The following is a 25,705-nucleotide window of genomic DNA, read 5'->3' on the forward strand; positions in this document are numbered from 1 at the left end:
CCGCGCCCCTCAGTAGACCCGGGAGATCCCGGAAGCGTTGCCCTGATCGGTGCCCTCGTACTCGTCGGCGGACTGCTCGACGCCCGCCCTGATGTCGTCCAGCGCCTTGGTCAGGTTCCGGAAGGCGTCCAGGGTCGCCGTGGAGTTGGGCACGTACTCCTTGGCGAAGGCCTGGCCGGACTCGTCACCGCCCCAGCACTGGCCCTCCGCCTGCAGCGCCGAGTTCAGCGCCTGGAACACCGCGTCCAGGGAATCGCTCGACGCGCCGAACTGGGCGGCACCCCGGCGCAGGCCGGGGACGTCCACCTCGAAGCCGCTCACCAGCTGCTCCTCTCCATGATGCTGCCGCCGCCCTCCTCGTCGTCGTCCCGCGCGGGCGCGCGGCGCGGGGGCGCCGACGGCGGCTGCGGGACGACGGGCGGCTTGGGGATGAGGTCGGACAGCGACGGCACGCCGGGCAGCAACTCCGACAGGTCGACGCTCGCGCCCTGCTGGGCGGGGCGCAGCACGTCGTTCAGCTCGGTGCGCGACTTGGCCACGGCCTGCTGGATCGTCTCCAGCGTGACGCGGGCCAGCTTCTCCGGCGTGGCGCCGCGCTGGAAGGCGTTGGGCGAGAACTCCAGCGCGGTCAGCGCCCCGGTGGAGTCCACCGACGCGCGCACCGAACCGTCCGGCGACGTCACGCTGGCCGTGATCGCCTGCGCACGCGCGGCGGTCTCGTGCAGCTCGGCCGTCTTCTTCCGCAACTCGGACAGCAGCGAGTCGACCTGCTCGCGCATGGCCGCGTTGCGCGCCTCCAGCTCCGCCCGGCGTCCGCTCGGATCGGTCACAGTGCACCCCTCGCTCGTGCGTCTCGGAGGTGCTGACGCTAACCCGGGCCTCCCGGTTCCCATGGATATTCGGCAAGCCGCGGCGAGGTCACGGGGCAGAGTGGTCCCGTGCTCCGCCCCTACCGCGAACTCGCCGCCGTCCCGCACCTGCCCCGGCTGCTGCTCTGGTCGCTGCTGGGACGCGTCCACCTGCCGGGCACACCGCTGGCGGTGTCGTTCCTGATCGCGGGGTGGACCGGGTCGTACGGACCGGCGGGTGTCGTGGGCGGCGCGCTGACCCTGGGCATGGGCGTGTCGGGCCCGCTGCGCGGCCGGGCGGCGGACCGCAGCCCGGCGGGCAGGCTGCTGCTGGCGACCGCCGCGGGCTACGGCACGGGCATCACGGCGCTGGGGCTGCTGCCGGTGCTGCTGCCCGGCGCGGCGTGGCCGCTCGCGGCGGCGGTGGCGTTCCTGACCGGACTGAGCACGCCCCCGGTGACGCAGCTGGGCAGGGCGGCCTTCCCCCGCCTGGCGACCGGTCCCGCGCACCAGGCGGTGTTCACCGTCGAGGCGTCCATGCAGGAAGTCCTCTACATCGTCGGCCCGGCGCTGGCGGCGACCGCGGTGGCGGTGGCGGGCGCGCCGACCGCGACGTGGCTGAGCGGGGCGCTCGCGGTGCTGGGCGCGCTCGGGTTCCGGCACGCGGTGCGCCGGGCCTGCCTCGACGAGCCCGCCACCGTCCCGCGCCGCCACGGCGGGCGCACCCTGCTGGCCGACCGGTCGCTGGTGCTCGCGCTGAGCGCGGCGCTGTGCCTGGTCGCGGCGCTCGCGTCGATCGACATGGTGATCGTCGCCTGGGCCCGCGACCAGGGCACCCCGGCCATGGCGGGGGTGCTGGCCGCGCTGTGGGGCATCGGCTCGACGGTGGGCGGCCTGGTGGTGGGCGGGCTGACCGGGCAGGCCCGGTTCGCCCGGCGGATGCTGCTGCTGACCCTCGGGGTGGCGGCCGTGGTGCCCGTGCTGCCGCCGCTCACCCAGCCCTCGTCGGTGTGGCTGATCGGCGGGGTGCTGGTGGTGGGCGGGGTGGCGATCGCACCCGCCATCGCCGCGGGCAACACGCGGATCGCCGCGCTGGCCCCGGACGGCCGCACCGCCGAGGCGTTCGGCTGGATGAGCACCTTCACCACGGCGGGCGCGACCTCGGCGCTGCCGATGACCGGGTGGCTGCTCGACCACGTCGGCCCGGCCGCGGCGGCGGGCGCGGCGACCGCCGCCGCGCTGCTGGGCACACTGGTGGCCGCGCTGGTGCGCGAACCGCGAGCGGAACAGGTGGACGGTGCGATCAACTGAAGCTCATCCGGCCCGTCCCGCCGTGGCCCGCCAGGCGCTGGGCGCGGGCGTGGCGTTCGCGGGCGGCGTGTTCCTGGCCGCGCAGGGGCGGATCAACGGCGAACTCGGGCACGTGCTCGGGGACGGCTTCCTCGCCGCGCTGGTGTCCTTCGGCGGCGGCCTGGTGCTGCTGCTCCTGGCCGTGCCGACGACCCGGCGGGGGCGCGCGGGCTTCCGGGCGCTGCGCACGGCGCTGCGGGAACACCGCATCCGCTGGTGGCAGTGCGTCGGCGGGGCGTGCGGGGCGTTCTTCGTGGCCACGCAAGGCTTGACGGTCGCCGCGCTGGGCGTCGCGGTGTTCACCGTCGCGGTGGTGGCCGCGCAGGCGACCAGCAGCCTGCTGGTCGACCGGGCGGGCATCGGCCCGGCCGGACCGCGGGCGCTGACCGCGCCGAGGGTGGCCGGGGCCCTGCTCGCCGTGCTGTCGGTGGGCGTGGCGGTGTCGGACGACCTCGGCTCGCCGTCGGCGCTGTGGCCCGCCCTGCTGCCCGCGCTGGCGGGCATCGGCCTCGGCTGGCAGCAGGCGGTCAACGGCCTGGTGCGCGAGGCGTCGGGCAGCACACCGGTCACCACCGCGGTCAACTTCGCCACCGGCACCGCGGTGCTGCTCGCGGTGTGCGCGGTCGACCTGCTCGCCCGCGGCCTGCCCGCGACCGCGCCGGACCAGCCGTGGCTGTACCTGGGCGGCGCGCTGGGCGTGGTCACCATCAGCACGGCGGTCCTCGCGGTCCGCTGGATCGGGGTGCTGCTGGTCGGCCTGTGCCAGGTCGCGGGACAGCTGGTCGGCGCGCTCGCGGTCGACCTGGTCGTCCCCGCCGCAGGTCAGCAGCTCGCGCCGGTGACCGTGCTGGGCACCGCGCTGACCCTGGCGGCGGTGGTGGTCGCCGCGCTGCCCGGCAGGCGGTGATGCGAAGATGGGGCGCGTGACGGCGACGATCCTCAACGGCAGGGCCACCAGGGACGCGATCTTCGACGACCTGCGCGCGCGGGTCGCCGCGCTGGCCGAGCGGGGCGTGACGCCCGGCCTGGCCACCGTGCTGGTCGGCGACGACCCCGGCTCGCACTCCTACGTGCGCGGCAAGCACAAGGCGTGCGAGAAGGTCGGCATCACCTCCATCCGCCGCGACCTGCCCGCCGACACCACGCAGGAGCAGCTCGAAGCCGTCATCGACGAGCTCAACGCCGACCCGGCCTGCACCGCCTACATCGTGCAGCTGCCGCTGCCGAAGCACCTCGACCCGAACCCGATCCTGGAGCGGATCGACCCGCGCAAGGACGGCGACGGCCTGCACCCGGTCAACCTGGGCAAGCTCGTCCTCGGCGACGAGGCCCCGCTGCCCGCCACGCCGCGCGGCGTGGTGGAACTGCTGCGCCGCTACGACGTGCCGCTCGCGGGCGCGAACGTCACCGTCGTCGGCCGCGGCGTGACCGTCGGCAGGCCCATCGGTCTGCTGCTGACCCGCCGCAGCGAGAACGCCACCGTGACCCTGTGCCACACCGGCACCAAGGACCTGGCCGCCGAGGTCCGCCGCGCGGACATCGTCGTGGCGGGCGCGGGCAGCCCCGGCCTGATCACCGCCGACATGGTCAAGCCCGGCGCGGCCGTGGTCGACGTCGGCATCACCCGCACCGACCAGGGCCTCGTGGGCGACGTTCACCCGGACGTGGCCGAGGTCGCGGGGTACCTCGCCCCGATTCCCGGTGGCGCGGGCCCGATGACCATCGCCATGCTGCTGACCAACACGGTCGAGGCGGCTGAGCGCGACCTCGCGAACGGCTGAGGGCAGAGCGGTGGAGACGATGCCGGAGCAGCGCTGGCGGTCCGCGGCGGGCCAGCACCTGCCGTTCGCCCTGGTGCTCGGCGTGACGGTGCTGGGCCTGGTGCGGATCGTGCAGTACCACTGGCGGCAGGGCGTCGTGCTGATCGGCTTGGCGCTGCTGATCGCCGCGCTGCTGCGGGTCCTGGTGACCGACGAGCAGGCCGGGTTGATCGCGATCCGCAGCCGCAGCATCGACGCGCTGCTGTACTCCGGTTTCGGGTTCGCCGTGATCGTCGTGGCCATGACGATCATCGGCGGGCCGCTGGACCGCTAGCAGGTCCAGCCACCACCCGAGCCCACCGCTACCAGAGCCCACCCATACCGGAGCCCATCGGTACCAGGCCGACTCGGCACCGGCCCGACCGCTGCCGAGTCGACTACCACCGAGTCGACTACCACCGAGTCGACTACCACCGAGTCGACTACCGCCGAGTCGACTACCGCCAGGGCGACCGCCGGCTGCTTCCACGCAGGCTGCCTCCGCGCGTGCCGTCTCCGCGCGCCGCGCCTTCCCGGCGCTCGCCTACGGCTCCCGCACCACCTCCTTCCCCGTCCCGCCGCCCGCGCCCCCGGCCGACGCCTGGGTGCGGTCGACCAGCGCCTCGACCAGACCTTCCAACGAGGACTCCGGCAGCACCTCCGGCAGGGTGAGGTGTTCCACCACGAGCCCACTCATCGCCAGGTAGAGCGAAACCACGGTGGTGCGGTCACCGGGCAGCCCGTAGTCGACGTGGAAGCGCACGTTGTCTTCCAGGGTGTCGCTGATCGTCTTGGTCAGCGCGGCCTGCAGCTCGGGACGGCGGGTCGCCTCCAGCCGCAGTTCCAGCAGGGCCAGGTACGCCGCGCGGTCCTTCCTCAACCTGTCGAGCAGGTCCTTCATCAGGGTGACGAGCAGCCCGCGATCGGCGGGCGCCCGCATGGTGTCCGCCACCTTCGCCGGGTCGGGCGTGAAGCGCACGTGGATGTGCTCGCCGACCTGCCGCAGCAGGTCGTCGCGGTTGGCGAAGTAGTTCGACGCCGTGCCGGTGGGCACGCCCGCCTCGGCGTCGACCGCGCGGAAGGTCAGACCGCGCGCGCCATCGCGGGCCAACACCTCGATCGCGGCGTTGACCAGCGAGATTCGCCTGGCCGGATTCCTGGTCATGCTGCCTCCTTGACAACCACTACAGCCATAGTACTACAGTTGTCGTGGTCTAGGGGAGAGGGAACCATGCGAAAACTGACCTACTTCGTCGCCACCTCGTTGGACGGGTTCATCGCGGACCCGGACGGCGGCTTCGGCGACTTCCTGTTCGAGGGCGACCACATGACGGCCCTGATCGAGAAGTTCCCCGACACGCTGCCCGCGCAGGGGCGCGAAGCGCTGGGCATCGACGTGCCCAACCGGAACTTCGACACGGTGCTCATGGGGCGGGCCACCTACCAGGTTCCGGACGGACTGCCGAGCCCGTACCCGCACCTGCGCCAGTACGTCGTGTCCAGGACGATCACCGACACCCCCGACGACGTGTCGGTGATCCGGGGCGACGTGCTGGAGGAGGTGCGCGCCCTGAAGGCCGAGGACGGGTTGGGCATCTGGCTGTGCGGCGGCGGGAAGCTCGCCGCCGCCATCCTGCCGGAGATCGACGACCTCTACCTCAAGGTCCACCCGATCGTGTTGGGCCAGGGCATCCCGCTGTTCGACGGGGCGTTCCCGATGACCCGGTTCCGGCACGTCGCGAGCAGACCGTTCACCAGCGGCGTGGTGTCCATGGTCTACACGCGGCCCTGAGGTGGTCCGGAAAAGCCGGATCGCCGGGTAGCGGCGCGGTACGAGCTGCTCGCGGAGCGGATGGCCACCGCCTCCGCGGCGCTCGACGCGCCGCCGTCAGCGGAAATCACGAGAACGGGAGGGGATGCGCAAGTCCAAGTGCTGCAAGCGGTCCGCGCGGAGGCTGACCACTCCGTCGGCCGACTCGACCACGCCGCGGACGAGCAGTGCGGGGCTCGTCCTGGCGACTCGGCGGTAGCGCGCCCAGAGACCGGTCGTGCACACGACGTTGACCATGCCCGTCTCGTCCTCGATGTTGAGGAACGTGACGCCGCCCGCGGTTCCGGGGCGCTGGCGGTGGGTGACCGCGCCGCCGATCAGCACCCGGCGGCCGTGGGGCACGGTGACCAGTGCCGCGATGGGCAGCGCGCCCAGCGCGGTCAGCCGGTCGCGGAGGAACTGCGTCGGGAAGCTGTCCGGGGACAGGCCCATCGCCCAGACGTCGGCGGCAGCGAGTTCGACCTCGTCCATGCCGGGTAGGGGCGGGGCGGCGGTGCCGACGACCGTGCCGGGCAGGCGGTCCGGCCGCGCCTTCGCGACCGGGCCCGCCGCCCACAGGGCCGCGCGGCGGTCCACGCCAAAGCAGCCGAACGCGCCTGCCGTGGCGAGGGCCTCCACCTGCGGGGTGGTCAGGCGTGCCCGTGCGCCGAAGTCGGCCATGTCCCGGAAGGGACCGTGGGCTTCGCGGTGCGCCACCACGGTTTCCGCGACGCGGACGCCGATGGTGCGCACGCCTGCCAGGCCGATGCGGACCGCCTGCACGCCGTCGACCCGTTCGACTGTGGCGTGCGGGAGGCTGGCGTTGACGTCGGGGCCGAGCACCCGCACGCCGTGCCTGCGCGCGTCGGCGACCAGGGACTGCGGCGAGTAGAACCCCATGGGCTGCGCCCGCAGCAGCGCGGCGCAGAACGCCGCCGGGTGGTAGAGCTTGAACCAGGCGCTGGCGAACACCAGGTGCGCGAAGCTCAGCGCGTGGCTCTCGGGGAAGCCGAAGTCGGCGAACGCGAGCAGCTTCGCGTAGATGCGTCCGGCCAGCTCCTCGCCGATGCCGTTGGCCGCCGCGCCGCGGTAGAAGCGCTCGCGCAGGCGCTCCACCCGGTATGCGGAGCGCTTGGCGCCCAGGGCGCGGCGCAGCTCGTCGGCCTCGGCGGGGGTGAAGTCGGCGACGTCCACGGCGATCTGCATCAGCTGTTCCTGGAACAGCGGGACGCCGCAGGTCTTGCCGAGGGATCTCGCCAGCAGCGGGTGGTCGTGCCGCCACCGCTCCTGCCCGTTGCGGCGGCGGATGTACGGGTGCACCGAGCCGCCCTGGATGGGGCCGGGGCGGATCAGCGCGACCTCGACCACGAGGTCGTAGAACCGCCTGGGCTTGAGCCGGGGCAGGGTCGCCATCTGGGCGCGGCTCTCCACCTGGAACACGCCGATGGAGTCGGCACGCCGCAGCATCTCGTAGACGCGGGGGTCTTCGAGGTCGAGCGCGCCCAGGTCGACCTCGATCCCCTCGTGCTCGCGCACCAGGTCGATCGCGTGGTGCAGCGCGGAGAGCATGCCCAGTCCCAGCAGGTCGAACTTCACCAAGCCGATGGCGGCGCAGTCGTCCTTGTCCCACTGCAACACCGTGCGGTCCGCCATCCGACCGCGCTCGACCGGGCACACCTCGCTGACCGGGCGGTCGCAGATGACCATGCCGCCGGAGTGGATGCCCAGGTGTCGCGGGGTGTTCTCCAGCTGCGCGGCCAGCTCCAGCACCGGGCGGGGGATGTCGTGGTCCTCGACGGTGGACCGCAGCGGACCCCAGCGCTCGATCTGCTTGGTCCACGCGTCCTGCTGACCCGCCGAGTGACCCAGCGCCCGCGCCACGTCCCGCACCGCCGAGCGGGCGCGGTAGCTGATGACGTTGGCGACTTGGGCGGCGTGCCTGCGCCCGTACTTGCGGTAGACGTACTGGATGACCTCCTCGCGCCGGTCGGACTCGATGTCGAGGTCGATGTCCGGCGGTCCGTCGCGGGCCGGGGCCAGGAAGCGCTCGAAGAGCAGGTCGAAGCGCACCGCGTCGACGTTGGTGATGCCCAGCGCGAAGCAGACCGCGGAGTTCGCCGCCGAACCGCGGCCCTGGCAGAGGATGCCGTTCTCGCGGCAGAACCGCACGATGTCGTGCACCACCAGGAAGTAGCCGGGGAAACCCAGCTCTTCGATGACCTTCAGCTCGCGCTCGATCTGCTGGTAGGCCTTGGGGTTCTCGTCGGGTGAGCGGTAGCGCCGGGCCGCTCCCCGGTAGGTCAGCTCGCGCAGGTGGCTGTTCTCGTCCTGGCCGGGCGGCACGTCGAACGGGGGCAGCCGGGGCGCGATGAGGCGCAGGTCGAACTGGCACTGCAGGCCCAGCACGGCGGCGCGGTGCACCGCGCCGGGGAAGCGGGCGAACCGGCGCGCCATCTCCTCCCCCGAGCGCAGGCACGCCGTGCGGCCGGGCGGCAACCACCCGGCCATCTCGTCCAGGCCGCGACGTGCGCGCACCGCCGCCATCACCGCGGCCAGCCTGCCGCGCGCGGGGACCGCGTAGTGCACCGCGTTGGTCGCCACCGTCGGCAGCCCCAGCTCGTGGGCCATCCCCCACAGCAGGTCGTTGCGCGGGCCATCCTCCGGGTAGCCGTGGTCGGTCAGCTCCACGAACACGCGGTCCGCGCCGAACAACCCGGTCAGGCGACGCAGTTCGGCGAACGCGGCTTCGGGGCCGTGCCGCGTCAGCGCCCGGCGCACCGCGCCCTTGCGGCAGCCGGTGAGCACCACGCACTCGTCGCGGGTGTCGGCGACGACCTCCTCCAGCCGGTAGACCGGGCGGCCCTTCTCCGCTCCCTCGGCGAGCTGGCCGGTGGTGATCGTGCGGCACAGCGCGTGGTAGCCGTCCGCGCCGGTCGCCAGCAGCAGGAGGTGTTCGCCGCCGGGGTCCGGGGAACCGGTGCGCGGCTCGACCGGGCCGAGCCCCAGCTCGGTGCCGAACACCGTGCGCACGCCCAGCTCCCCGGCCGCTTCGGCGAACCGGACCACCCCGTACATGCCGTCGTGGTCGGTGAGCGCCAAGCCGTCCAGCCCCAGCTGCCGCGCGACCTCCACCAGCTCCTCCGGGTGGCTCGCGCCGTCGAGGAAGCTGAAGTTGGAGTGGCAGTGCAGTTCCACGTAGGGCACGCGGGCGCGCGTCGCACCCAGCTCGTCGACCTTGACGGCGAGCTCCGGCGGCGGGGCGTAGCGCTCGCGCCGCCCCATCAGAGCGTGTCGTCGCGAGCCCCGCGCGGCCGTGGGATCAGCGAGGGCAGCGCCTGCACCGGCGAGGGCAGCCACCCGAAGTTGGCCGAGTACGCAGGCTCGCCCGCCCGCTCGGGCGCCTCGAACCCGGCCCACCAGTCGGCCAGTCCCCGGAAGTCGTCGGATGTCGCCATCAGTCGTAAACCCCTTCCACCGCCCACCGACCGCCCGTGCGGATCAGCAGGAACGCCAGCTCTTCCCCGTTCGAGGTGGCCCCCAGCACTTGCAAACGCGCGGCGCGCACCGCGGTATGCCCGTCCCACCACCGCTCGTCCACCGGCCACGGTCCCGCCCAGGCCAGCACCCGCCGCGTCCGGCCCGCGTGCACGATCCGACTCGGCGGCACGGTCAGCTCGGCGTAGCCGGTGACACCGACGTCACCGCCGGAGCCGTCCAGCAGCGCCACCGGTTCCGGTTCGGCGAACACGGTCGCGGGTGACGGCGCGGGCAGCCTGCCCGGCCACGGCAGGTCCGGGTCGTCGGTGGGCGTCGGCTCGTCGCCCCAGGGCACCAGCCGCATCCGCTCCACCGGGCCCCGGCCGCCGCGGGGGACCGGGGTGAGGACGGCTTGCGCCCCGAGCAGGCCCTGGACGTGCACCGCGGCGCGGGCCGCGCGCTCGGCCGACTCGCCGCCCTCCTGCCCCGCGCCGGGCCACAGACCCGGTTGCAGCGCGGTGGCGTCGACCACCTCCTCCGGGTCGAGCCGGAGCAGGTGGACGCCCGCAGTAGGACTCGCAGTAGGACTCGCGGTGGGGCCTGTGGTGGGGGCCGCGCCGGTCAGCCAGCCGTCGAGCTGCCAGCGCACCCGGTCCGCGATGCCCTGCGGGGTCAGCGGGTGCGCGCACCGCCACACCCGGCGCAGCTCCTCGCCCGCTTCGGTGGTGGCCAGGATGCCCAGCCGGGTGCACGCCAGGCCGCGGTCGACCAGGCGCGCGTGCAGCTCCTCGGCCAGTCCCCTGGCCGCGAAGGCCGCCGCGTCGACCCGGTCCACGGGCGGGTCGAAGGAGCCGGTGACCGCCAGCTCCACCGACGGGGTGCGGCGTGCTCGCGGCCGTTCCTCCAAGCCGCGGGCCATCCGGTGGGCGAGCACGGCCTGCCGCCCGAAGCGGGAGGCCACGTCGCGCTCCGGCACGGCCGCGAACGCGCCCAGCGTCCGCAGGCCCAACCGGCGCAGCAGGTCGACCAGTTCGGCGCGGTCCGCGCGGTGCTCGGCGGGCTGGTCCAGTTCGTGCACGCCCAGCGGCGCGAGGAACTCGGCGGCGCCCCCAGGCGGCACGACCACGCCGCGGTGCGCGGCGAGGGTCGCGGCGAACAACCCGTCGGCGAAGCCGACCTGGGCTTCCACTCCGACGCGGGCCGCGACGTGGTCGACGAGGAGTTCGGCGGCCCGCTCGGGCGAGCCGTGGTAGCCGACCGGGCCGCGCGCGTCGAGGGCGATCAGGCCGGGGCGGACCACTTCGATGCCGGGAGCCAGCTCTTCCACGGCCTGGGCCACCGGTTCGAACGCCCGCGCGTCGCGCGCGTCGTCGTGGTCGAACAGCACCAGTTCGGGGCACCGCCCCTGGGCGGCCCGCTTGCGCTGCCCGCGTCGCACGCCCTGCGCCCGCGCCGTGGCGGAGCAGGCGACGACCTCGCCACCGCGCACCACCGCGGCGGGCACGTGCGGCGGCAGGGCGGCTTGCGCGGACGCCGCCACGACGGGCCAGTCGGCGCACCACACGACCAGGGTGTAGGAGCTCAAGCGGACCTCCGGTTCGCCGGGCCGCCGGGACGCCACGGGGCCGGTTCGGGGACTGCGCCGGGAGGCGGGACCTGCCATCAGGCGCGGTGCACGGCGAGGCGCGCGTTGCGCCGCAGGGGTTTTGGGGCGGGGGCGCGGGACGGCGCGGAGGAGCGGGCCGGACCGCGGGTGGGCGGGCGGCGGGTTAAGCCGTGGCCCGGCTCCGCGACATGGCCCGGCTCCGCGACATGGCCCGGCTCCGCGACGTGGCGCGATTCCGCGACGTGGGCGGCGACACCGCCGTCGCGGGCGGGCAGCAGGAGGGTGGTGCGCCGGGGACGGGCCGCGGTGCCGCGCCCGGTGGCTCGCACGACGAGCTCGCGCTCGCGCAGCAGGCCGTGACCACGGCCCAGCCCGGTCCAGGAGCCCGACTCGGCGTGCAGGGCGAGGTCGGCGCCGGGCCAGTCGGTCAGCGGCAGCAGGACGCTCCTGCGGTGGCGTGCCCGCGCGGACAGCTTGCGGGCCGCCGAGGGGGACACCGGGCTGCCGACGGCCACCAGGTCGAAGCCGTCCAGCAGGGCCGCCACGGTGCGCCCGACCTGGCTCTGGTCCCTCCCTGGACGTGGGACCAGAGCCAGTCGGTGCACGGCCACCCCCAACTCGGCCGCCGCGAGCGCACCGCACCGCGGCAGACCGGCGATGGCCGCCCAGCACCCTGCGGCGGTCGCCTCGGCCAGCAGCGCGAGCAGCAACGATGTCGACCCGCGCACCGACACCGTGCTGCCCCGCCGCAGGCCGCCCCGAGGGAGAAGGTCCGCCAGTTCCCCGCGAACCGGCAGGACCCCGGCCGGGTCCGCGGTCAGCTCGCCGGCCGCGCCTACCCCGAGCGCGGACAGCGTCGCCGTTGCCGACCTGGACACCCGGCCCCTCCCTCCCCAACGAGTCCGCGCGCACCCCTGTGCGCGGACCGCCGTGGGAAGTCCGGCGACCTGTCTTGTCGAACACGTGTTCGAACGACGTGATGATCGTATCGCGGAGCACCCGCCGGGTGTCAATGCCCCGGACCGGGTGATCCGTACGCGCACGCGGAAGTGGGGACCGCCGCAGGCGATCCCCACCGACGCCCGCTGTCCTCAGTGCGCGAAGTGCCGCGTGCCCGTCAGGTACACCGTCGCGCCCGCCGCCTCGGCCGCCGCGATGACCTCCGCGTCGCGCACCGAGCCGCCCGGCTGCACGACCGCCCGCACACCGGCCTCCAGCAGCACTTCCAGCCCGTCCGGGAACGGGAAGAACGCGTCCGACGCGGCCACCGCGCCGCGCGCCCGGTCACCGGCCCGCGCCACCGCGAGCCTGGCCGCGTCCACCCGGTTGACCTGGCCCATGCCCGCGCCGACGGTCGCGCCGTCGTGCGCCAGCAGGATCGCGTTGGACTTCACCGCGCGGCAGGCCCGCCAGGCGAACGCCAGGTCGGCCAGCTCCCGCTCGTCCAGCGCCGTGCCGCAGGCCAGCGTCCACTTGGCCGGGTCGTCGCCGTCGGCCTCGATGGTGTCCGCGGTCTGCACCAGCAGGCCGCCCGACACCGCGCGCATCTCCGCGCCGCCGCGCACGGGCTCCGGCGCGACCAGGATGCGCACGTTCTTCTTGCGCATCAGCACGTCCACCGCGCCGTCGGCGTAGGACGGGGCGATGATCACCTCGGTGAACACCTCGGCGACCTGCTCGGCCATCTCCACGGTGACCTCGCGGTTGGCCGCGATCACCCCGCCGAACGCGCTCACCGGGTCGCACGCGTGCGCCTTGCGGTGCGCCTCGGCGATCGCCGCGGCACCATCCAAAGAGGACACCGCGATGCCGCACGGGTTGGCGTGCTTGATGATCGCCACGCAGGGCAGCTCGTGGTCCCAGGCGGCCCGCCACGCCGCGTCGGAGTCGATGTAGTTGTTGTAGGACATCTCCTTGCCGTGCAGCTGCTCCGCGGTCGCCAGTCCGCCCCGGCCGTCGCCGCCGGTGTAGAGGGCGGCCAGCTGGTGCGGGTTCTCGCCGTAGCGCAGCACCTGCTTGCGCTGCCACGTCGCCCCGACCCAGCCGGGCAGGCCCGACTCGTCGGGGGTGAGCACGTCGCCCATCCAGGACGCCACGGCCACGTCGTAGGACGCGGTGTGCCGGAAGGCGTCCACGGCCAGGCGCTGCCGGTCGGCCAGCGTGAAACCGCCCGCCCTGACCTGCTCCAGCACCCAGTCGTACCGGCTGGGGTCGACCACGACCGCGACGCTGGCGTGGTTCTTGGCCGACGCCCGCACCATCGCCGGGCCGCCGATGTCGATCTGCTCCACGCACTCGTCGGGCGACGCGCCGGAGGCGACCGTGCGCGCGAACGGGTACAGGTTGACCACCAGCAGGTCGAACGGCGCGATGCCCAGCGACTCCAGCTGCGCGACGTGCTCGGGCCGCCGCGTGTCGGCCAGCAGGCCCGCGTGCACGTTGGGGTGCAGCGTCTTGACCCGGCCGTCCAGCGCCTCCGGGAAGCCGGTCACCCGCTCCACCGAGGTCACCGGCACGCCCGCGTCGGCCAGCGCCTTGGCGGTGCCGCCGGTGGACACGACCTCGACTCCGGCCGCGTGCAGGCCCGCGGCCAGTTCCAGCAGCCCCGACTTGTCGGACACCCCGATCAGGGCCCGACGAACCGGTCGCCTCTCGGCAGGAGTGGTCACGGGATGCTCACCTTTCGTCCGTCCACGGTGCAGCCCTCGCGGGCCAGGCGCGCGACCACCTCGACCAGCAGCCGCCGCTCCACCACCTTGATGCGCTCGTGCAGGCTTTCGACATCGTCCTCGGGGCCGACGACCACCGCCTCCTGGGCCAGGATCGGCCCGGTGTCCACGCCGCCGTCGACCAGGTGCACGGTCGCGCCGGTGACCTTGACGCCGTAGGCCAGCGCGTCGCGGACGCCGTGCGCGCCGGGGAAGGCGGGCAGCAGGGCGGGGTGGGTGTTGACCATCCGGCCGCCGAAGCGGGCCAGGAAGGCCGGTCCGAGGATCTTCATGAACCCGGCGGAGACCACCAGGTCGGGTTCGTGGGCGGCGACCGCCTCGGCCAGCGCGGCGTCCCACGCGGCGCGGTCGGCGTGGTCGCGCAGCTTCACCGCGAAGCCGGGCACCCCGGCGCGCTCGGCGCGGGCCAGGCCCTCGATGCCGTCGCGGTCCGCGCCGACGGCGACCACCTCGACCGGGTAGCCGGGGTCGGCCGCGGCGTCCAGCAGCGCCTGCAGCAGGGTGCCGGAGCCGGAGACGAGGACGACGACCCTCGCGGGGACGGGAAGCCGGAGTGTGGTCGCGGCGCTCAGCGTGCTTCTCCTTGCTGGGGACTGTCACAGCAGCTCAGGAAGCAGCCTAGGCGTTGCCTAGTCGGGCTTGTCCGCCAGGGGCGGGTCGTCCCGCGCCTCATCGTCCTCCGGGGCTGCGGGCTCGCTGTCGGGCTCGCCGTCGGGCTCGTCGAAGTCGTCCTCCTCCTCCTCGGCGACCTCTTCGAGCTCTTCGGCGTCCTCCTCGTACTCCACCTCGTCGTCTTCGTCGTCCTCGTCGTCCTCGTCCGCTTCAGCGGCGACGACGACGGGCGGCTGCACCGGAGCGGGCGGGGCGGCCGGGCGCGGACCCGCCAGCCAGGCCACCAGCGCGCCGGGCAGGCCGATCCAGGCCAGGGTGAGCACCGCGGCCAGCCCCGCCGGGACGGTCACCGGGGTGAACGCCCCGCTGCCGAGGTTGCCGCCCGCGACCGCGGCCAGCACCAGCATCCCCACACCCGCGGTCATCGCCGCCACCAGCACCGCCCGCACCCGCGTGGCCGGGCTCTTCGCCGCGGTGCGCAGCGCCAGCCCCACCAGCACGCCGATCGCGCCGGGCAGCGCGAACACCGCGGGCAGCAGGCCCAGCTGCTGCTCGGGCAGCGCGGCCAGCAGCGGGATGGCGGGCACCGGTCCACCGCTGAACGCCGTCGGGCTGACCACCACCGCACCGAGGGAGAACCCGGCGCCGGTGGTCAGCGACATCGCGCCGACCACCGCGTTGGGCAGGTAGCCCAGGCACAGCAGCCAGATCCCCAGGCCGGAGCCCACCGTGCCGCCGCCCTGGTCGAACAGCGCGCTGGTGGTCGGCCACGACGTGGCCAGGCCCACCGCCAGCAGCAGCGCGCCCGCCGCGGCCAGCGCGAACAGCGCCAGCGCGCCCGCCCGCAAGCCGCGCCGGGCCACCGGGTCGACCCGGTCGAACAGCACCTCGACCAGGCCGCAGCGCTGCGCCACGCCCGCCACCGCCGCGACCCCGGACACCGCCGCGCAGCCGAAGAACGCCACCGCGGGCGTCGCCCGCACCGGCCCCGCCTCGCCCATCAGGAACGCGATCAGCCCGCCCACCACGGCGTGCGCGCCGGAGATGGTGAACACCACCGACCTGGCCTGCAGCGGCTCGAACAGCCCCAGCCGGTCCGCCGCGCCCGCCGCCGCGCGGGACACCAGCAGCATCACCAGCGCGGTCGGCAGCAGCGGCAGCACGCCCAGCTGGCCGCCGTCGAAGCGCACCGGGATGTGGTGGGCGACCAGCCAGCCGGGGGCGGCGGCGGCCAGCACCCCGGTGGTGGAGAAGGAGGCGTGCGCGGCGGTGGAGGAGACCAGGGCCAGCAGCGCGGCGACCGCGGCGTAGCCGACGACCACCGAACCCGCCGCGGTCGTGGCGAGCACCCGCGCGTGCTCGGCGCGGGAGAACTCGGGCGGCCGGACGGAATCGGTCACGGCGCCGTGCGAGGTGGGTTGCAGCACCGACATCTTCTCACTGTCTCAGTCGCGATGGGCCGTTCGGGTGAGGCACGCCGGAAACGCGGAGAGGGGTGGCACCGACGCGGTGCCACCCCTCTCCCGGCTCACATGCCCGGTCTCAGCTCTGCTGCTGACCGCCGAACCCACCGGGCGGCGTGCCCGGCTGCTGGCCCGGCTGCTGCTGGCCCGGCTGCTGGGTGGGCTGGGCGAACTGGCCCGGCTGCGGCATGTACGAGGTCGGCTGCGGGGCCTGGGCCTGCTGCGGGGCCTGCGGCTGCGGCGGCTGCTGCTGGCCGAACTGGCCCGACGGCGGGCCGTACTGCTGCGGGGCGGGCTGCCCCTGCTGCGGGAAGCCACCGGACTGCGGGTTCCACCCACCCGGCTGACCGCCGTACGGGTTGGCGGGCTTGGGCTCGAACTTCACCACGCCCGCGTCCATCAGCAGGGCGAGCACGATCGCCGCGCTCTCCAGCAGCGCCACGATCAGCATGACGATCTGCATGCCCTTGACGTCCAGCTCGCTGGCGATCAGGCCCTGCAGGAGCAGCAGCGTCGGCACCACGGACAGCACCGCGGCGGCGGGCAGCAGCCGGGGGGCCTTGGGCAGCACCGACAGGCCCGCCAGCACGGCCGCGGCGAGCAGGAACTCGAGGCCGCCGAGCCCGCGCGCGTCATCGGCGAACGCGAGCAGGTAGGCGATGGCGCCGAAGCCCGCGCCGACCAGCGGGAGGATCAGGTTCAGGTTCAGGCCCACCGCCGGCTGCGCCGGACCCGGCTGCTGCTGAGGGGCGCCGTACGGCACGGACATGGTGAGGTCTCCTCCTCCACCGACGGACTACTAGCGACGGCAGAACGCTAGCCGATGCGCACTCTCCGACGATGACCGGACCTGGTTGGTTCCCCCCGGCCCCGGACACTTCGGGTGATCACGACGACAGGGGCCGCTCCCGGTGGGAACGGCCCCTGCGGTCAGCGCTGGGCTGCGATCAGCCGATCGAGCTCATGATCTCGCGCATGAGCGCGGCGGTCTCGCTGGGCGTCTTGCCGACCTTGACGCCGGCCGCCTCCAGGGCCTCCTTCTTGGCCTGGGCGGTGCCCGCCGAGCCGGAGACGATGGCGCCCGCGTGGCCCATGGTCTTGCCCTCGGGGGCGGTGAAGCCGGCGACGTAGCCCACGACGGGCTTGGTCACGTTGTCCTTGATGTAGGCCGCGGCCCGCTCCTCGGCGTCGCCGCCGATCTCGCCGATCATCACGATCGCCTCGGTCTCCGGGTCCTCCTGGAAGGCCTTGAGGGCGTCGATGTGGGTGGTGCCGATGATCGGGTCGCCGCCGATGCCGATGGCGGTGGAGAAGCCGAAGTCGCGCAGCTCGTACATCATCTGGTAGGTCAGCGTGCCCGACTTGGACACCAGGCCGATCTTGCCCGGCCCGGAGATGTTGGCCGGGATGATGCCCGCGTTGGACTGGCCGGGGCTGATCAGGCCGGGGCAGTTCGGGCCGATGATCCGGGTCTTGTTGCCGGTGGCCACGGCGTGCGCCCAGAAGGCGGCGGTGTCGTGCACCGGGATGCCCTCGGTGATCACCACGGCCAGGCCGATGCCCGCGTCGATGGCCTCGATCACCGCGGCCTTGGCGAACGCGGGCGGCACGAAGATCACGGTCACGTCCGCGCCGGTGGCCTCCATGGCCTCGGCCACGGTGCCGAACACCGGCAGCACGGTGCCGTCGAAGTCGACCTTCTCGCCCGCCTTGCGCGGGTTCACGCCGCCGACGATGGTGGTGCCCGAGGCCAGCATCCGCTTGGTGTGCTTGGTGCCCTCGGCGCCGGTCATGCCCTGGACGATGACCTTGCTGTCCTTGTTGATGAAGATCGCCATCGTCAGACCCCCGCAGCCGCGAGCTCGGCGGCCTTGTCGGCCGCGTTGTCCATAGTGTCCACCACGGTCACCAGCGGGTGGTTGGCCTCGGCCAGGATGCGGCGGCCCTCCTCCACGTTGTTGCCGTCCAGGCGCACGACCAGCGGCTTGCTCGCCTCGTCGCCCAGCATCTCCAGGGCCTTGACGATGCCGTTGGCCACCGCGTCGCAGGCGGTGATGCCGCCGAAGACGTTGACGAACACGCTGCGCACGTCCGGGTCGCCCAGGATGATGTCCAGGCCGTTGGCCATGACCTCGGCGGACGCGCCGCCGCCGATGTCGAGGAAGTTCGCGGGCTTGACGCCCTTGTGCTTCTCGCCCGCGTAGGCCACCACGTCGAGGGTGGACATGACCAGACCGGCGCCGTTGCCGATGATGCCGACCTGGCCGTCGAGCTTGACGTAGTTGAGGTCCTTGGCCTTGGCCTTGGCCTCCAGCGGGTCCTCGGTCTGCTTGTCGACCAGGTCCGCGTGCGCGGGGTGGCGGAAGGACGCGTTGTCGTCCAGCGTCACCTTGCCGTCCAGGGCGACGATCTTGCCCTCGGGGTCGCGCACCAGCGGGTTGACCTCGACCAGCGTGGCGTCCTCGGACACGAAGGTGTCCCAGAGCTTCACGATGACCTCGGCCACCTGGTCGGCGACCTCGGCGGGGAACTTGGCCGCGGCCACGATCTCCTGGGCCTTGGCCAGGTCGACGCCCTTGGCGGCGTCCACCGGGACCTTGGCCAGCGCCTCGGGCTTGGTGGCGGCGACCTCCTCGATGTCCATGCCGCCCTCGACCGAGGCCATCGCCAGGAAGGTCCGGTTGGCGCGGTCGAGCAGGAAGGAGAAGTAGTACTCCTCGGCGATGTCGGACGCGGGCGTCACCAGCACGCGGTGCACGACGTGGCCCTTGATGTCCAGCCCGAGGATGGCCTCGGCCTTGGCCTCGGTCTCGTCCGGGGTCTCGGCGAGCTTGACGCCACCCGCCTTGCCCCGGCCACCCGTCTTGACCTGGGCCTTGACCACGACGGTCTGGCCGAAGCGCTCGGCGATGGCCTTGGCCTCGGCGGGGGTGCTCGCCACGTCGCCCGGAAGTACCGGGACGTCGTGGGCGGCGAAGAGGTCCTTCGCCTGGTACTCGTACAGGTCCACTCGGGTCTCCTGCGACGTCGGTGTCGGACGCCGCGTCCGGGTGCGGTCCTCGCTGGTCCGGCGCTCCAGGCTGGAGCCTGGTGCCCACACGTACCAGGCATCACCTGGAACGCCGGCATAGCCGTGGTGGGGACCGGCTCGACGCGGCTGCGCAAGACACTATCGACCGGGCCGGACCCAGCCGCATCCGCTGCCCGTGAGGTGGGTCATAACGGGTGGTGAGGTCGATCACCACACCGGTTCAGATCAGCGTGAGGTCGTGCGCCGGGTCGTGTTCAGCGCGCAGGCGGCCGTGAACGCCAGCGCGCCCGCCAGTGCCAGCCACAGCCCCGGTCCGGGGGTGGCGTCCTGGGCGCGGGCGGCGGTCAGCGGGTACTCCAGGGCGCGCACGGCCAGCACCAGCGCCGCGCCCAGCAGCACGGCCGCGCCGCGCCCCGGTCGGGCTCGCGGCGCCACCGCCGCCGCGGCCAGCACGGTGGCCAGCGCCAGCAGCAGCCCCCACGAGCCGATCCGCAGGTCGAGCGCGCCGATGGCGACGAAGTCGGCCGCGCGCAGCACGGGCAGGACGAACGCGCCCACGGCCAGCAGCGCGGCGATCAGGGTGGCGGCCAGCGGCGGCAGCGGGACCTGGCCCCGTGGTGCCGCGCCGTCCTCGTCGCGCTCGACCGAGCCCGCCACCGCGGCGGCGACCGCGGCGACCGCGGCGACCAGGACCGACAGCGCGGTGAACCACACGCCGGGACCGGGCTGGACCGACTGCACCCGCGTGGCGGCGAACGCCGCGTCCAGCGCGCCCGCCGCGGTCATCGGCAGCACGACCAGGGCGACCGCGAACGCCGGGCGGACGGCGGTGCGCGCGAGCAGGGCCAGGGCCAGCGCGGCGACCAGCGCGGCGGCGGGCCACAGCGGGCGGGCGGCGTAGTCGTTGGGCTGGGCCAGCCCCTCGGGCAGGGTCAGCTGCGGCGCGGCGGCGCCCGCCGCGGCGGCCGCGGCGGCCAGCAGTCCCAGCCCGGCGGCGACCCGGTGCAGGCGGCGCCCGCCGGGCAGCTCCACCGCGCGGTCGGGCCGCTCGGTCTCCGGCCACGCGAAGACCACCGCGCCCACCAGCACCAGGAACGGGCCCGCCGCCAGGCCGAGGCCGTCCACCAGCAGCCCGGCCGCGACCGGGGGCAGCGCCAGGCCCAGCAGGACCGCGGCCCCGCCCAGCAGCGCGCCGCGCCGCCGCTCGGCGTCGGCCGCGCTGGCCGCCACCACGCCCACCAGGGCGGCCGCCGCGGCCAGCAGCGCGCCGCCCGCCATGACCAGCGCGGGCGAGTCCAGCGCGCCCCGCACCGGGATCAGCGCGTCGGTGGCCGTGAAGGGGGCCATGAGCAGGCCGACCGCCGCGATCACGCCCGCGGTCGCGGTGCGGCCGAACCGGGCGCGGCCCGCGCCGCCGTCCGGCTCGCCCGGCGCGGTGGCCGCGAGCAGCGCCGCGACGAGGATCAGGGCGTGGCCCGCGAGCAGCAGCCACAGGCCGGTGGTCGGGGTGGGGGCGGTCAGGCTGGTCTGGCGGAACAGCTCGGGGCGGGCCGCGCCGGTCGGGGCCACCGCGAGCTGGAGGTCGCGCAGCGCCGCGCCGGGGGCGAAGGCGCCGATGGCCACCAGTGCCGCCGCGGCGGCGCTGGTCCGCCCCCTGGAGAGCAGCAGCGCGGCGGCGGCGACCGGGGCCAGTGCCAGCGGGGCGAGCAGCGGCCACGCGGTGAAGGCGGGCGGGGCGCTCGGGTCGACCACGCGCAGCACCGGGCCCAGCGCGGTCAGCAGCGCGCCCGCGACGCTCGTGGCGAGGGCCGCGCGGAGCCGGGTGGTGGCCGGGGACACCGGCTCAGCGGTTCCGATCATCGGCCCGACGCTAGCAAAGCGGCGGTCCCGTGGAATCCCCCCGGAAACCTTGCCCGAAAGTCCCCCCGCCGGTGGGAATGGATCGCCGCGACGGCTCGTTGGGCGGGGTGGAACGGGGAAATTCCACATCGGGGGAGCACCGGCCTGGCGGTGCTCGGCAGGACTGGCGAGGGGCGGGAGGAGCGGTGGCGCCGGGGGGCGCCGCGACGGGGGTCGAGGTTTGGCGGCGGGTATCCGCTGTTCGTGGAACCGTCACCTACTTTCACCCGTACGGGTGGTATCGGGCTGCGCGGCCTGGGCGAGGTCCGGGCCCGTGCCGGGCTCGGGGCGAAGGTCGCGCTGGCGGCGGCGGACAAAGCCGCGTCGATCTTCCGGACCGTCGTATCGCCTGGTGGGCTGCGCGGTGTCGCGGTCGAGGCGGCGTGGCTGGCGGCCCACTCGGTGCTCTACCCGTGGGGAGCGCTGGAGGAGCGACTGCGTCCGGAGGGACCCCTCCGGCACTACCGGACCGACCGGCTGCCGCCGCGCCAGCGGGGCCTGGTCGTTTCGGCCATGGACGCGGCGGGCACCCCCATCGTGCTGGTGCACGGTATCGGGGACAACCGCTCCGCCTTCGCGGTGCTGTCGGGAGCGCTGCGGAGGCGGGGCTTCGGGGTGGTCCACGCGGTGAACTACAGCGTGCTCACCGCGTTGACCGGTGACGTCCGGCGCGCGGCCGCGCTGCTGGGCGAGCACGTCGAGCGCGTCTGCGAGCAGACGGGCGCCGACCGGGTGCACGTGGTCGGGCACTCGCTGGGCGGGCTCATCGCCCGCTACTACGTGCAGCGCCTGCGTGGCGACGCGCGGGTGAAGACGCTGGTGACCCTGGGGTCGCCGCACGGCGGGACGCTGGCCGCCTACCTGTTCCCCACCTCGCTGACCAGGCAGCTCAGGCCGGGGTCGGAACTGCTGCGGGAGCTGGCCGAGTGCACCCGGCCGTGCCGCACGCGGTTCGTCGTGGTGTGGAGCGAGATGGACCAGGTGATCATCCCGCAGCGCAACGCCCGGTTGGAGCACCCGGCGTTGCACGTCGAGGAGCACCAGATACGTGATTCGGGTCACCTTTCGCTGCCTGTCGACAGCCGCACCGTGCACGCAGTGGTGACCGCCATCACCCGTCCGGACGACGTCGAACCGCACCCCATCGTGCCTGTACCCACGGGGTTTACCCCTAAGGGATCGACGGGCGGTCACGCCGTCGCCACTGGGCCATCCGTATGACGGCTATTCGGTAGACATCGGCACAGGGGATTGCTCTCCGGGCTTCCGTCCCGTTATCTTCCCCCGGTCCGTTGTCACGGTCTGGTCACGAGCTGGACAACGAGTCGGTACCCCGACCGGCTCAACCGGGATCCCCCGCCCGGTGTCCCCCCGACCGGACTCCCCGAAGACGGAAGGCCAGGTTTTGTCCCGACACCGCTCCCCCGGCGGCCAGGCAGGTTCGGAAGTGCTCGACGAGGCGGTCGACCGCGCGTCCACGCGCGCTGTCGCCACGCACCGGCTGCCGCCGCCTCCGTCGGCCCTGCGCGGCCGCATCGTCGTCGCCGCCGTCGCGGTAGGCGCGTTCGCCGCGGCGGGCGCCGCGCAGACGCTGCAGGCGCTGGGCACCCCTTCCTCCTCCACCGACGAGGTCACCCCGCTGGCCAACGCCAAGGAGGGCGCCGCCGCGTTCGGCGTCGGCGGCTCCGGCGCCGCCGCGCCCCAGGTGCTCCCCGTCGCCAAGACGGTGGACTCGGCCGTGGAAGCCCAGAAGCTCGCCAAGAGCCAGCGCATCAGCGAGGCCCGCGAGGCCGCCGAGGCCGAGGCCCGCCGCCCCAAGTACGCGCTGCCCGCCAAGGGCTCGTACACCTCCGGCTACGGCGGCCGCTGGGGCGAGATGCACTACGGCATCGACATCGCCGGCCCCATCGGCACCCCCCTCTACGCCGCCGCCGACGGCGTCGTCATCGAGGCGGGCGAGGCCAGCGGATACGGCCTGTGGGTCAAGATCCAGCACGACGACGGCATGGTCACCGTGTACGGCCACATGGACACCTACTCCGTCCGCAAGGGCCAGCGGGTCCAGGCGGGCCAGCAGATCGCCAGGATGGGCAACCGCGGCTTCTCCACCGGCCCGCACCTGCACTTCGAGGTCTGGGACGCGGACAGCAGGCGGATCAACCCGCTGACCTGGCTGAACTCCAAGGGCATCAGCGTCTGACAAGCGCCCGCGTGGGGGCCGCACCGACCCGGTGCGGCCCCCACGCGCGTGCGGACCACGTGATCGGCCCGCCTCCCCCGAGCCCGGCCACCACGTCGTCCACACCGCACACCCCCGTCGTTCCCCTTGATCGCCATCAAAGCAGAGGGGTACGACAATTCCGGGACAGCGAAAGGGGCCGGGTCGCGATGCGACCCGGCCCCAACCCCTGTGGACCCTCCTGCGCGGTCCCCCCTGGGGTCATCCCCTCTCGTCGCGGACCCCGCCCCCGCGCGGTGCCCGCCTCCCCCTCGACGCCCCAACCGGCCCCCTGACCGGCGCGCCCCGAACACGCCGGCCAACCCGCTTGGAACACCCCTACAGACGCGCGGGTGCCGCGGAGGTTGCGTGGTCGTCGGAAAGTGCCCGTGAACACCGCCCGGCCTGCCCGGACGCGCGGGTCCGGGGCTAGAGCTTCACCAGGGGGACGCCGCCGATCAGCATCAGCCGCACCGTGCCGGAGGAGCCGAAGTCGATGGTGGCCGTGGCGCGCGGCCCTGAGCCGTCCACCGCCACCACCGAGCCCAGCCCGTACTTGTCGTGGCTGACCCGGTCGCCCACCTCCAGCTTGATCGCCGGGGTGTCCTGCCAGCCCTTCGCCGACGGGGCGGGGCGCGTCGGCTCGGCGCGGCGGGTCCACGTGGTGGCCGTCGAGGGGGCGGAGCGCCTCGGCTCCACCCGCCGCCACTCCACCAGGTCGGCCGGGATCTCGTCCAGGAACCGCGACGCCGGGTTGGCCGACGGCTGGCCCCACGCCGAGCGCACCAGCGCCCGCGACAGGTACAGCCGCCGCTGGGCCCGCGTGATGCCCACGTAGGCCAGCCTGCGCTCCTCCGACAGCTCCGCCGGGTCGCCCAGCGCCCGCAGGTGCGGGAAGACGCCGTCCTCCCACCCGGTGCAGAACACCACCGGGTACTCCAGGCCCTTGGCGGTGTGCAGGGTCATCAGCGTGACCACCCCGTCGGACTCCGCGTCCGGCACCGAGTCCGCGTCGGCCACCAGCGACACCCGCTCCAGGAACGCCGCCAGCGAGCCCTCTCGCGGCAGCCCCTCGTCCTCGTCGGGCACCGGGACCGCCGCGCTCAGGTCGCCGAACTCGCGGGCCACGGTGACCAGCTCGTTCAGGTTCTCCACGCGGGTGTGGTCCTGGGGGTCGTCGCTGGCCTCCAGCTCGGCCCGGTAGGCGGTGCGGTCGAGCACCGCCTCCAGCACGTCGGCCACGTCGTCGCCGCGCTCGACCATCGCGCCCAGCTCGTCCAGCAGCTCGACGAACCCGGCGATGGCGCGCTGCGAGCGCGGGTTGAGCAGCGGCACCCTGCCGCGCACGGCCTCGCGCAGCGCCTGGGCGAAGCTGATCCGCTCGCGCTCGGCGTAGGTCGACACGCACGCCTCGGCCCGGTCGCCGATGCCGCGCTTGGGCACGTTGAGCACCCGCCGCAGCGACACCGTGTCCTCCGGGTTGGCCAGCACCCGCAGGTAGGCCAGCGCGTCGCGGACCTCGCGCCGCTCGTAGAAGCGGACACCGCCGACCACCCGGTAGGGCAGGCCCAGCCGGATGAAGATCTCCTCGAACACGCGGGACTGGTTGTTGGTCCGGTAGAACACGGCGATCTCGCCGTTGGCCACCTCGCCGCTGTCGACCAGCCGGTCGATCTCCCCGGCCACGAACGCGGCCTCGTCGTGCTCGTTGTCGGCGACGTAGCCGACGATCTTCTCGCCGTCGCCCAGGTCGCTCCACAGCCGCTTGTCGCGCCGGTCCGGGTTGCGCGAGATGACCGCGTTGGCGGCGGTCAGGATGGTCTGCGTGGACCGGTAGTTCTGCTCCAGCAGGATGGTGGTCGCCTGCGGGTAGTCGCGCTCGAACTCCACGATGTTGCGGATCGTCGCGCCCCGGAAGGCGTAGATCGACTGGTCGGCGTCGCCCACCACGCACAGCTCGGCGGGCGGGACGCCGCCCGCTCCGGTGCCGACCAGCTCGCGGACCAGCGTGTACTGGGCGTGGTTGGTGTCCTGGTACTCGTCGACCAGCACGTGCCGGAAGCGGCGGCGGTAGTGCTCGGCCACGTCCGGGAAGACCTGCAGCAGCTCGACCGTGCGCATGATCAGGTCGTCGAAGTCCAGCGAGTTGGACTCGACCAGCCTGCGCTGGTAGCTCGCGTACACCTCGGCGACCCGGCGCTCCAGGTCGTTGGTGGCGCGCTCGCGCGCGGTCTCGGCGTCGACCAGCTCGTTCTTCAGGTTCGAGATCTGCACGGCCAGCGTGCGCGCCGGGTAGCGCTTGGGGTCCAGGTCCAGGTCGCGGGCCACCAGCGTGATCAGCCTGCGGGTGTCGTCGGAGTCGTAGATGGAGAAGCTCGACGACATGCCCAGGGTCTTGGCCTCGCGGCGCATGATCCGCACGCACATCGAGTGGAACGTGGAGACCCACATCGACCGGGCGCGCGGCCCCACCAGGTCGGCCACCCGCTCCTTCATCTCCGCGGCGGCCTTGTTGGTGAACGTGATGGCCATGATCTCGCCGGGGTGCGCGCCGCGCTCGGCGAGCAGGTAGGCGATGCGGCGGGTGAGCACGCGGGTCTTGCCGGACCCCGCGCCCGCGACGACCAGCAGCGGCGAACCGGCGTGCTCGACCGCCCTGCGCTGGGCCGGGTTGAGGTCCTCCAGCAGCCGACCGGACCGGGGGGAGGGGGGACTTGCGGGCAAGTCGAACAAGGCGCTCATCGTGGTTCCACGTTACCGGTTGACCGCGCCGCCCCGAGCGCTTGTGGCATGATGGCGTCGTGCTCGCGGCCGCATTCGACTTTTTCTACGGGAACCGGACTCCGGCTCCCGTGGCCCGCTA

The 25,705-nt window shown here is 74.1% G+C and carries 22 protein-coding genes; 7 read left to right on the top strand and 15 right to left on the bottom strand.

All coding sequences use genetic code 11. The features are described 5' to 3' along the window. Window positions 1-9: 9 nt before the first annotated feature. The gene (locus tag JOF41_RS27135; protein WP_189224242.1) at window positions 10-321 is read right to left on the bottom strand and encodes a WXG100 family type VII secretion target; all 312 of its coding nucleotides are present in this window, start codon (window positions 319-321) and stop codon (window positions 10-12) included. Further along, window positions 318-830, bottom strand: a complete 513-nt coding sequence (locus JOF41_RS27140) for a YbaB/EbfC family nucleoid-associated protein (protein ID WP_189224241.1) — start codon at window positions 828-830, stop codon at window positions 318-320. The genes JOF41_RS27135 and JOF41_RS27140 overlap by 4 nt, the downstream gene beginning before the upstream one ends. Before the next feature lie 108 nt (window positions 831-938). Between JOF41_RS27140 and JOF41_RS27145 the strand changes: the two genes are divergently transcribed. Genes JOF41_RS27145 through JOF41_RS27160 form a run of 4 tightly spaced genes read left to right on the top strand, consistent with a single transcriptional unit; the run spans window position 939 to window position 4,292 of the window. After that, on the top strand, window positions 939-2,159 hold the full coding sequence (locus JOF41_RS27145) for an MFS transporter (protein ID WP_209622946.1): 1,221 nt from the start codon (window positions 939-941) through the stop codon (window positions 2,157-2,159). Continuing rightward, the gene (locus JOF41_RS27150; RefSeq protein WP_307867546.1) at window positions 2,146-3,105 is read left to right on the top strand and encodes a DMT family transporter; all 960 of its coding nucleotides are present in this window, start codon (window positions 2,146-2,148) and stop codon (window positions 3,103-3,105) included. Before JOF41_RS27145 ends, JOF41_RS27150 begins: the two co-directional genes overlap by 14 nt. Window positions 3,106-3,121: 16 nt before the next feature. Beyond that, on the top strand, window positions 3,122-3,979 hold the full coding sequence (locus tag JOF41_RS27155) for a bifunctional methylenetetrahydrofolate dehydrogenase/methenyltetrahydrofolate cyclohydrolase (protein WP_209622947.1): 858 nt from the start codon (window positions 3,122-3,124) through the stop codon (window positions 3,977-3,979). 19 nt (window positions 3,980-3,998) lie between these two features. Beyond that, window positions 3,999-4,292 (top strand): DUF3017 domain-containing protein, encoded by a 294-nt coding sequence (locus JOF41_RS27160; protein ID WP_189224318.1) that lies wholly within the window; start codon window positions 3,999-4,001, stop codon window positions 4,290-4,292. Between the two features lie 249 nt (window positions 4,293-4,541). Here JOF41_RS27160 and JOF41_RS27165 read toward each other — a convergent pair whose 3' ends face one another. Further along, window positions 4,542-5,162 carry a TetR/AcrR family transcriptional regulator gene (locus tag JOF41_RS27165; protein WP_189224237.1) on the bottom strand — a complete coding sequence of 207 codons (621 nt, stop codon included), beginning with the start codon at window positions 5,160-5,162 and terminating at the stop codon, window positions 4,542-4,544. A 66-nt stretch (window positions 5,163-5,228) separates the two neighbouring features. Between JOF41_RS27165 and JOF41_RS27170 the strand changes: the two genes are divergently transcribed. Next, on the top strand, window positions 5,229-5,789 hold the full coding sequence (locus JOF41_RS27170; protein WP_189224236.1) for a dihydrofolate reductase family protein: 561 nt from the start codon (window positions 5,229-5,231) through the stop codon (window positions 5,787-5,789). 96 nt (window positions 5,790-5,885) lie between these two features. Here JOF41_RS27170 and JOF41_RS27175 read toward each other — a convergent pair whose 3' ends face one another. From JOF41_RS27175 to JOF41_RS27225, 11 genes are all read right to left on the bottom strand, one after another. Next, window positions 5,886-9,089: an error-prone DNA polymerase gene (locus JOF41_RS27175; RefSeq protein WP_209622948.1), complete on the bottom strand. Its 3,204-nt coding sequence runs from the start codon at window positions 9,087-9,089 to the stop codon at window positions 5,886-5,888. Next, complete coding sequence (locus JOF41_RS27180; RefSeq protein WP_209622950.1) at window positions 9,089-9,262, bottom strand: hypothetical protein; 174 nt, start codon at window positions 9,260-9,262, stop codon at window positions 9,089-9,091. The genes JOF41_RS27175 and JOF41_RS27180 overlap by 1 nt, the downstream gene beginning before the upstream one ends. Beyond that, window positions 9,262-10,947 (bottom strand): DNA polymerase Y family protein, encoded by a 1,686-nt coding sequence (locus JOF41_RS27185; protein ID WP_209622952.1) that lies wholly within the window; start codon window positions 10,945-10,947, stop codon window positions 9,262-9,264. The genes JOF41_RS27180 and JOF41_RS27185 overlap by 1 nt, the downstream gene beginning before the upstream one ends. Beyond that, window positions 10,947-11,768 carry a DnaE2-dependent mutagenesis accessory factor ImuA' gene (gene imuA' / locus JOF41_RS27190; RefSeq protein ID WP_209622954.1) on the bottom strand — a complete coding sequence of 274 codons (822 nt, stop codon included), beginning with the start codon at window positions 11,766-11,768 and terminating at the stop codon, window positions 10,947-10,949. Before imuA' ends, JOF41_RS27185 begins: the two co-directional genes overlap by 1 nt. A gap of 213 nt (window positions 11,769-11,981) precedes the next feature. Beyond that, window positions 11,982-13,559 carry a bifunctional phosphoribosylaminoimidazolecarboxamide formyltransferase/IMP cyclohydrolase gene (purH, locus tag JOF41_RS27195; RefSeq protein ID WP_209622956.1) on the bottom strand — a complete coding sequence of 526 codons (1,578 nt, stop codon included), beginning with the start codon at window positions 13,557-13,559 and terminating at the stop codon, window positions 11,982-11,984. Continuing rightward, on the bottom strand, window positions 13,556-14,191 hold the full coding sequence (gene purN / locus JOF41_RS27200; RefSeq protein ID WP_189224317.1) for a phosphoribosylglycinamide formyltransferase: 636 nt from the start codon (window positions 14,189-14,191) through the stop codon (window positions 13,556-13,558). Before purN ends, purH begins: the two co-directional genes overlap by 4 nt. A 57-nt stretch (window positions 14,192-14,248) precedes the next feature. Continuing rightward, a complete protein-coding gene (locus JOF41_RS27205; protein ID WP_209622958.1) occupies window positions 14,249-15,664 on the bottom strand; it encodes a cell division protein PerM in 1,416 nt (471 codons plus the stop codon). A gap of 109 nt (window positions 15,665-15,773) precedes the next feature. Then, window positions 15,774-16,463 carry a DUF5336 domain-containing protein gene (locus JOF41_RS27210; protein WP_189224229.1) on the bottom strand — a complete coding sequence of 230 codons (690 nt, stop codon included), beginning with the start codon at window positions 16,461-16,463 and terminating at the stop codon, window positions 15,774-15,776. A gap of 178 nt (window positions 16,464-16,641) precedes the next feature. Further along, window positions 16,642-17,532, bottom strand: a complete 891-nt coding sequence (gene sucD / locus JOF41_RS27215; protein WP_189224228.1) for a succinate--CoA ligase subunit alpha — start codon at window positions 17,530-17,532, stop codon at window positions 16,642-16,644. A gap of 2 nt (window positions 17,533-17,534) precedes the next feature. Next, complete coding sequence (sucC, locus tag JOF41_RS27220) at window positions 17,535-18,704, bottom strand: ADP-forming succinate--CoA ligase subunit beta (RefSeq protein WP_189224227.1); 1,170 nt, start codon at window positions 18,702-18,704, stop codon at window positions 17,535-17,537. Between the two features lie 246 nt (window positions 18,705-18,950). After that, window positions 18,951-20,585, bottom strand: a complete 1,635-nt coding sequence (locus JOF41_RS27225; protein WP_209622960.1) for a hypothetical protein — start codon at window positions 20,583-20,585, stop codon at window positions 18,951-18,953. Window positions 20,586-20,828: 243 nt separating this feature from the next. Between JOF41_RS27225 and JOF41_RS27230 the strand changes: the two genes are divergently transcribed. Together JOF41_RS27230 and JOF41_RS27235 are read left to right on the top strand one after the other, a co-directional pair. Then, the gene (locus JOF41_RS27230) at window positions 20,829-21,845 is read left to right on the top strand and encodes an alpha/beta fold hydrolase (RefSeq protein ID WP_229795827.1); all 1,017 of its coding nucleotides are present in this window, start codon (window positions 20,829-20,831) and stop codon (window positions 21,843-21,845) included. A gap of 226 nt (window positions 21,846-22,071) precedes the next feature. Next, window positions 22,072-22,824 (top strand): M23 family metallopeptidase, encoded by a 753-nt coding sequence (locus JOF41_RS27235; RefSeq protein WP_229795824.1) that lies wholly within the window; start codon window positions 22,072-22,074, stop codon window positions 22,822-22,824. A gap of 447 nt (window positions 22,825-23,271) precedes the next feature. Here JOF41_RS27235 and pcrA read toward each other — a convergent pair whose 3' ends face one another. Next, entirely contained in the window at window positions 23,272-25,584 is a 2,313-nt protein-coding gene (gene pcrA / locus JOF41_RS27240; RefSeq protein ID WP_189224224.1) for a DNA helicase PcrA, read from the bottom strand. Window positions 25,585-25,705: the final 121 nt, after the last annotated feature.

Origin of the sequence: Saccharothrix coeruleofusca (genome assembly GCF_017876325.1) — a bacterium.
GTDB classification, from domain to species: Bacteria; Actinomycetota; Actinomycetes; order Mycobacteriales; family Pseudonocardiaceae; genus Actinosynnema; species Actinosynnema coeruleofuscum.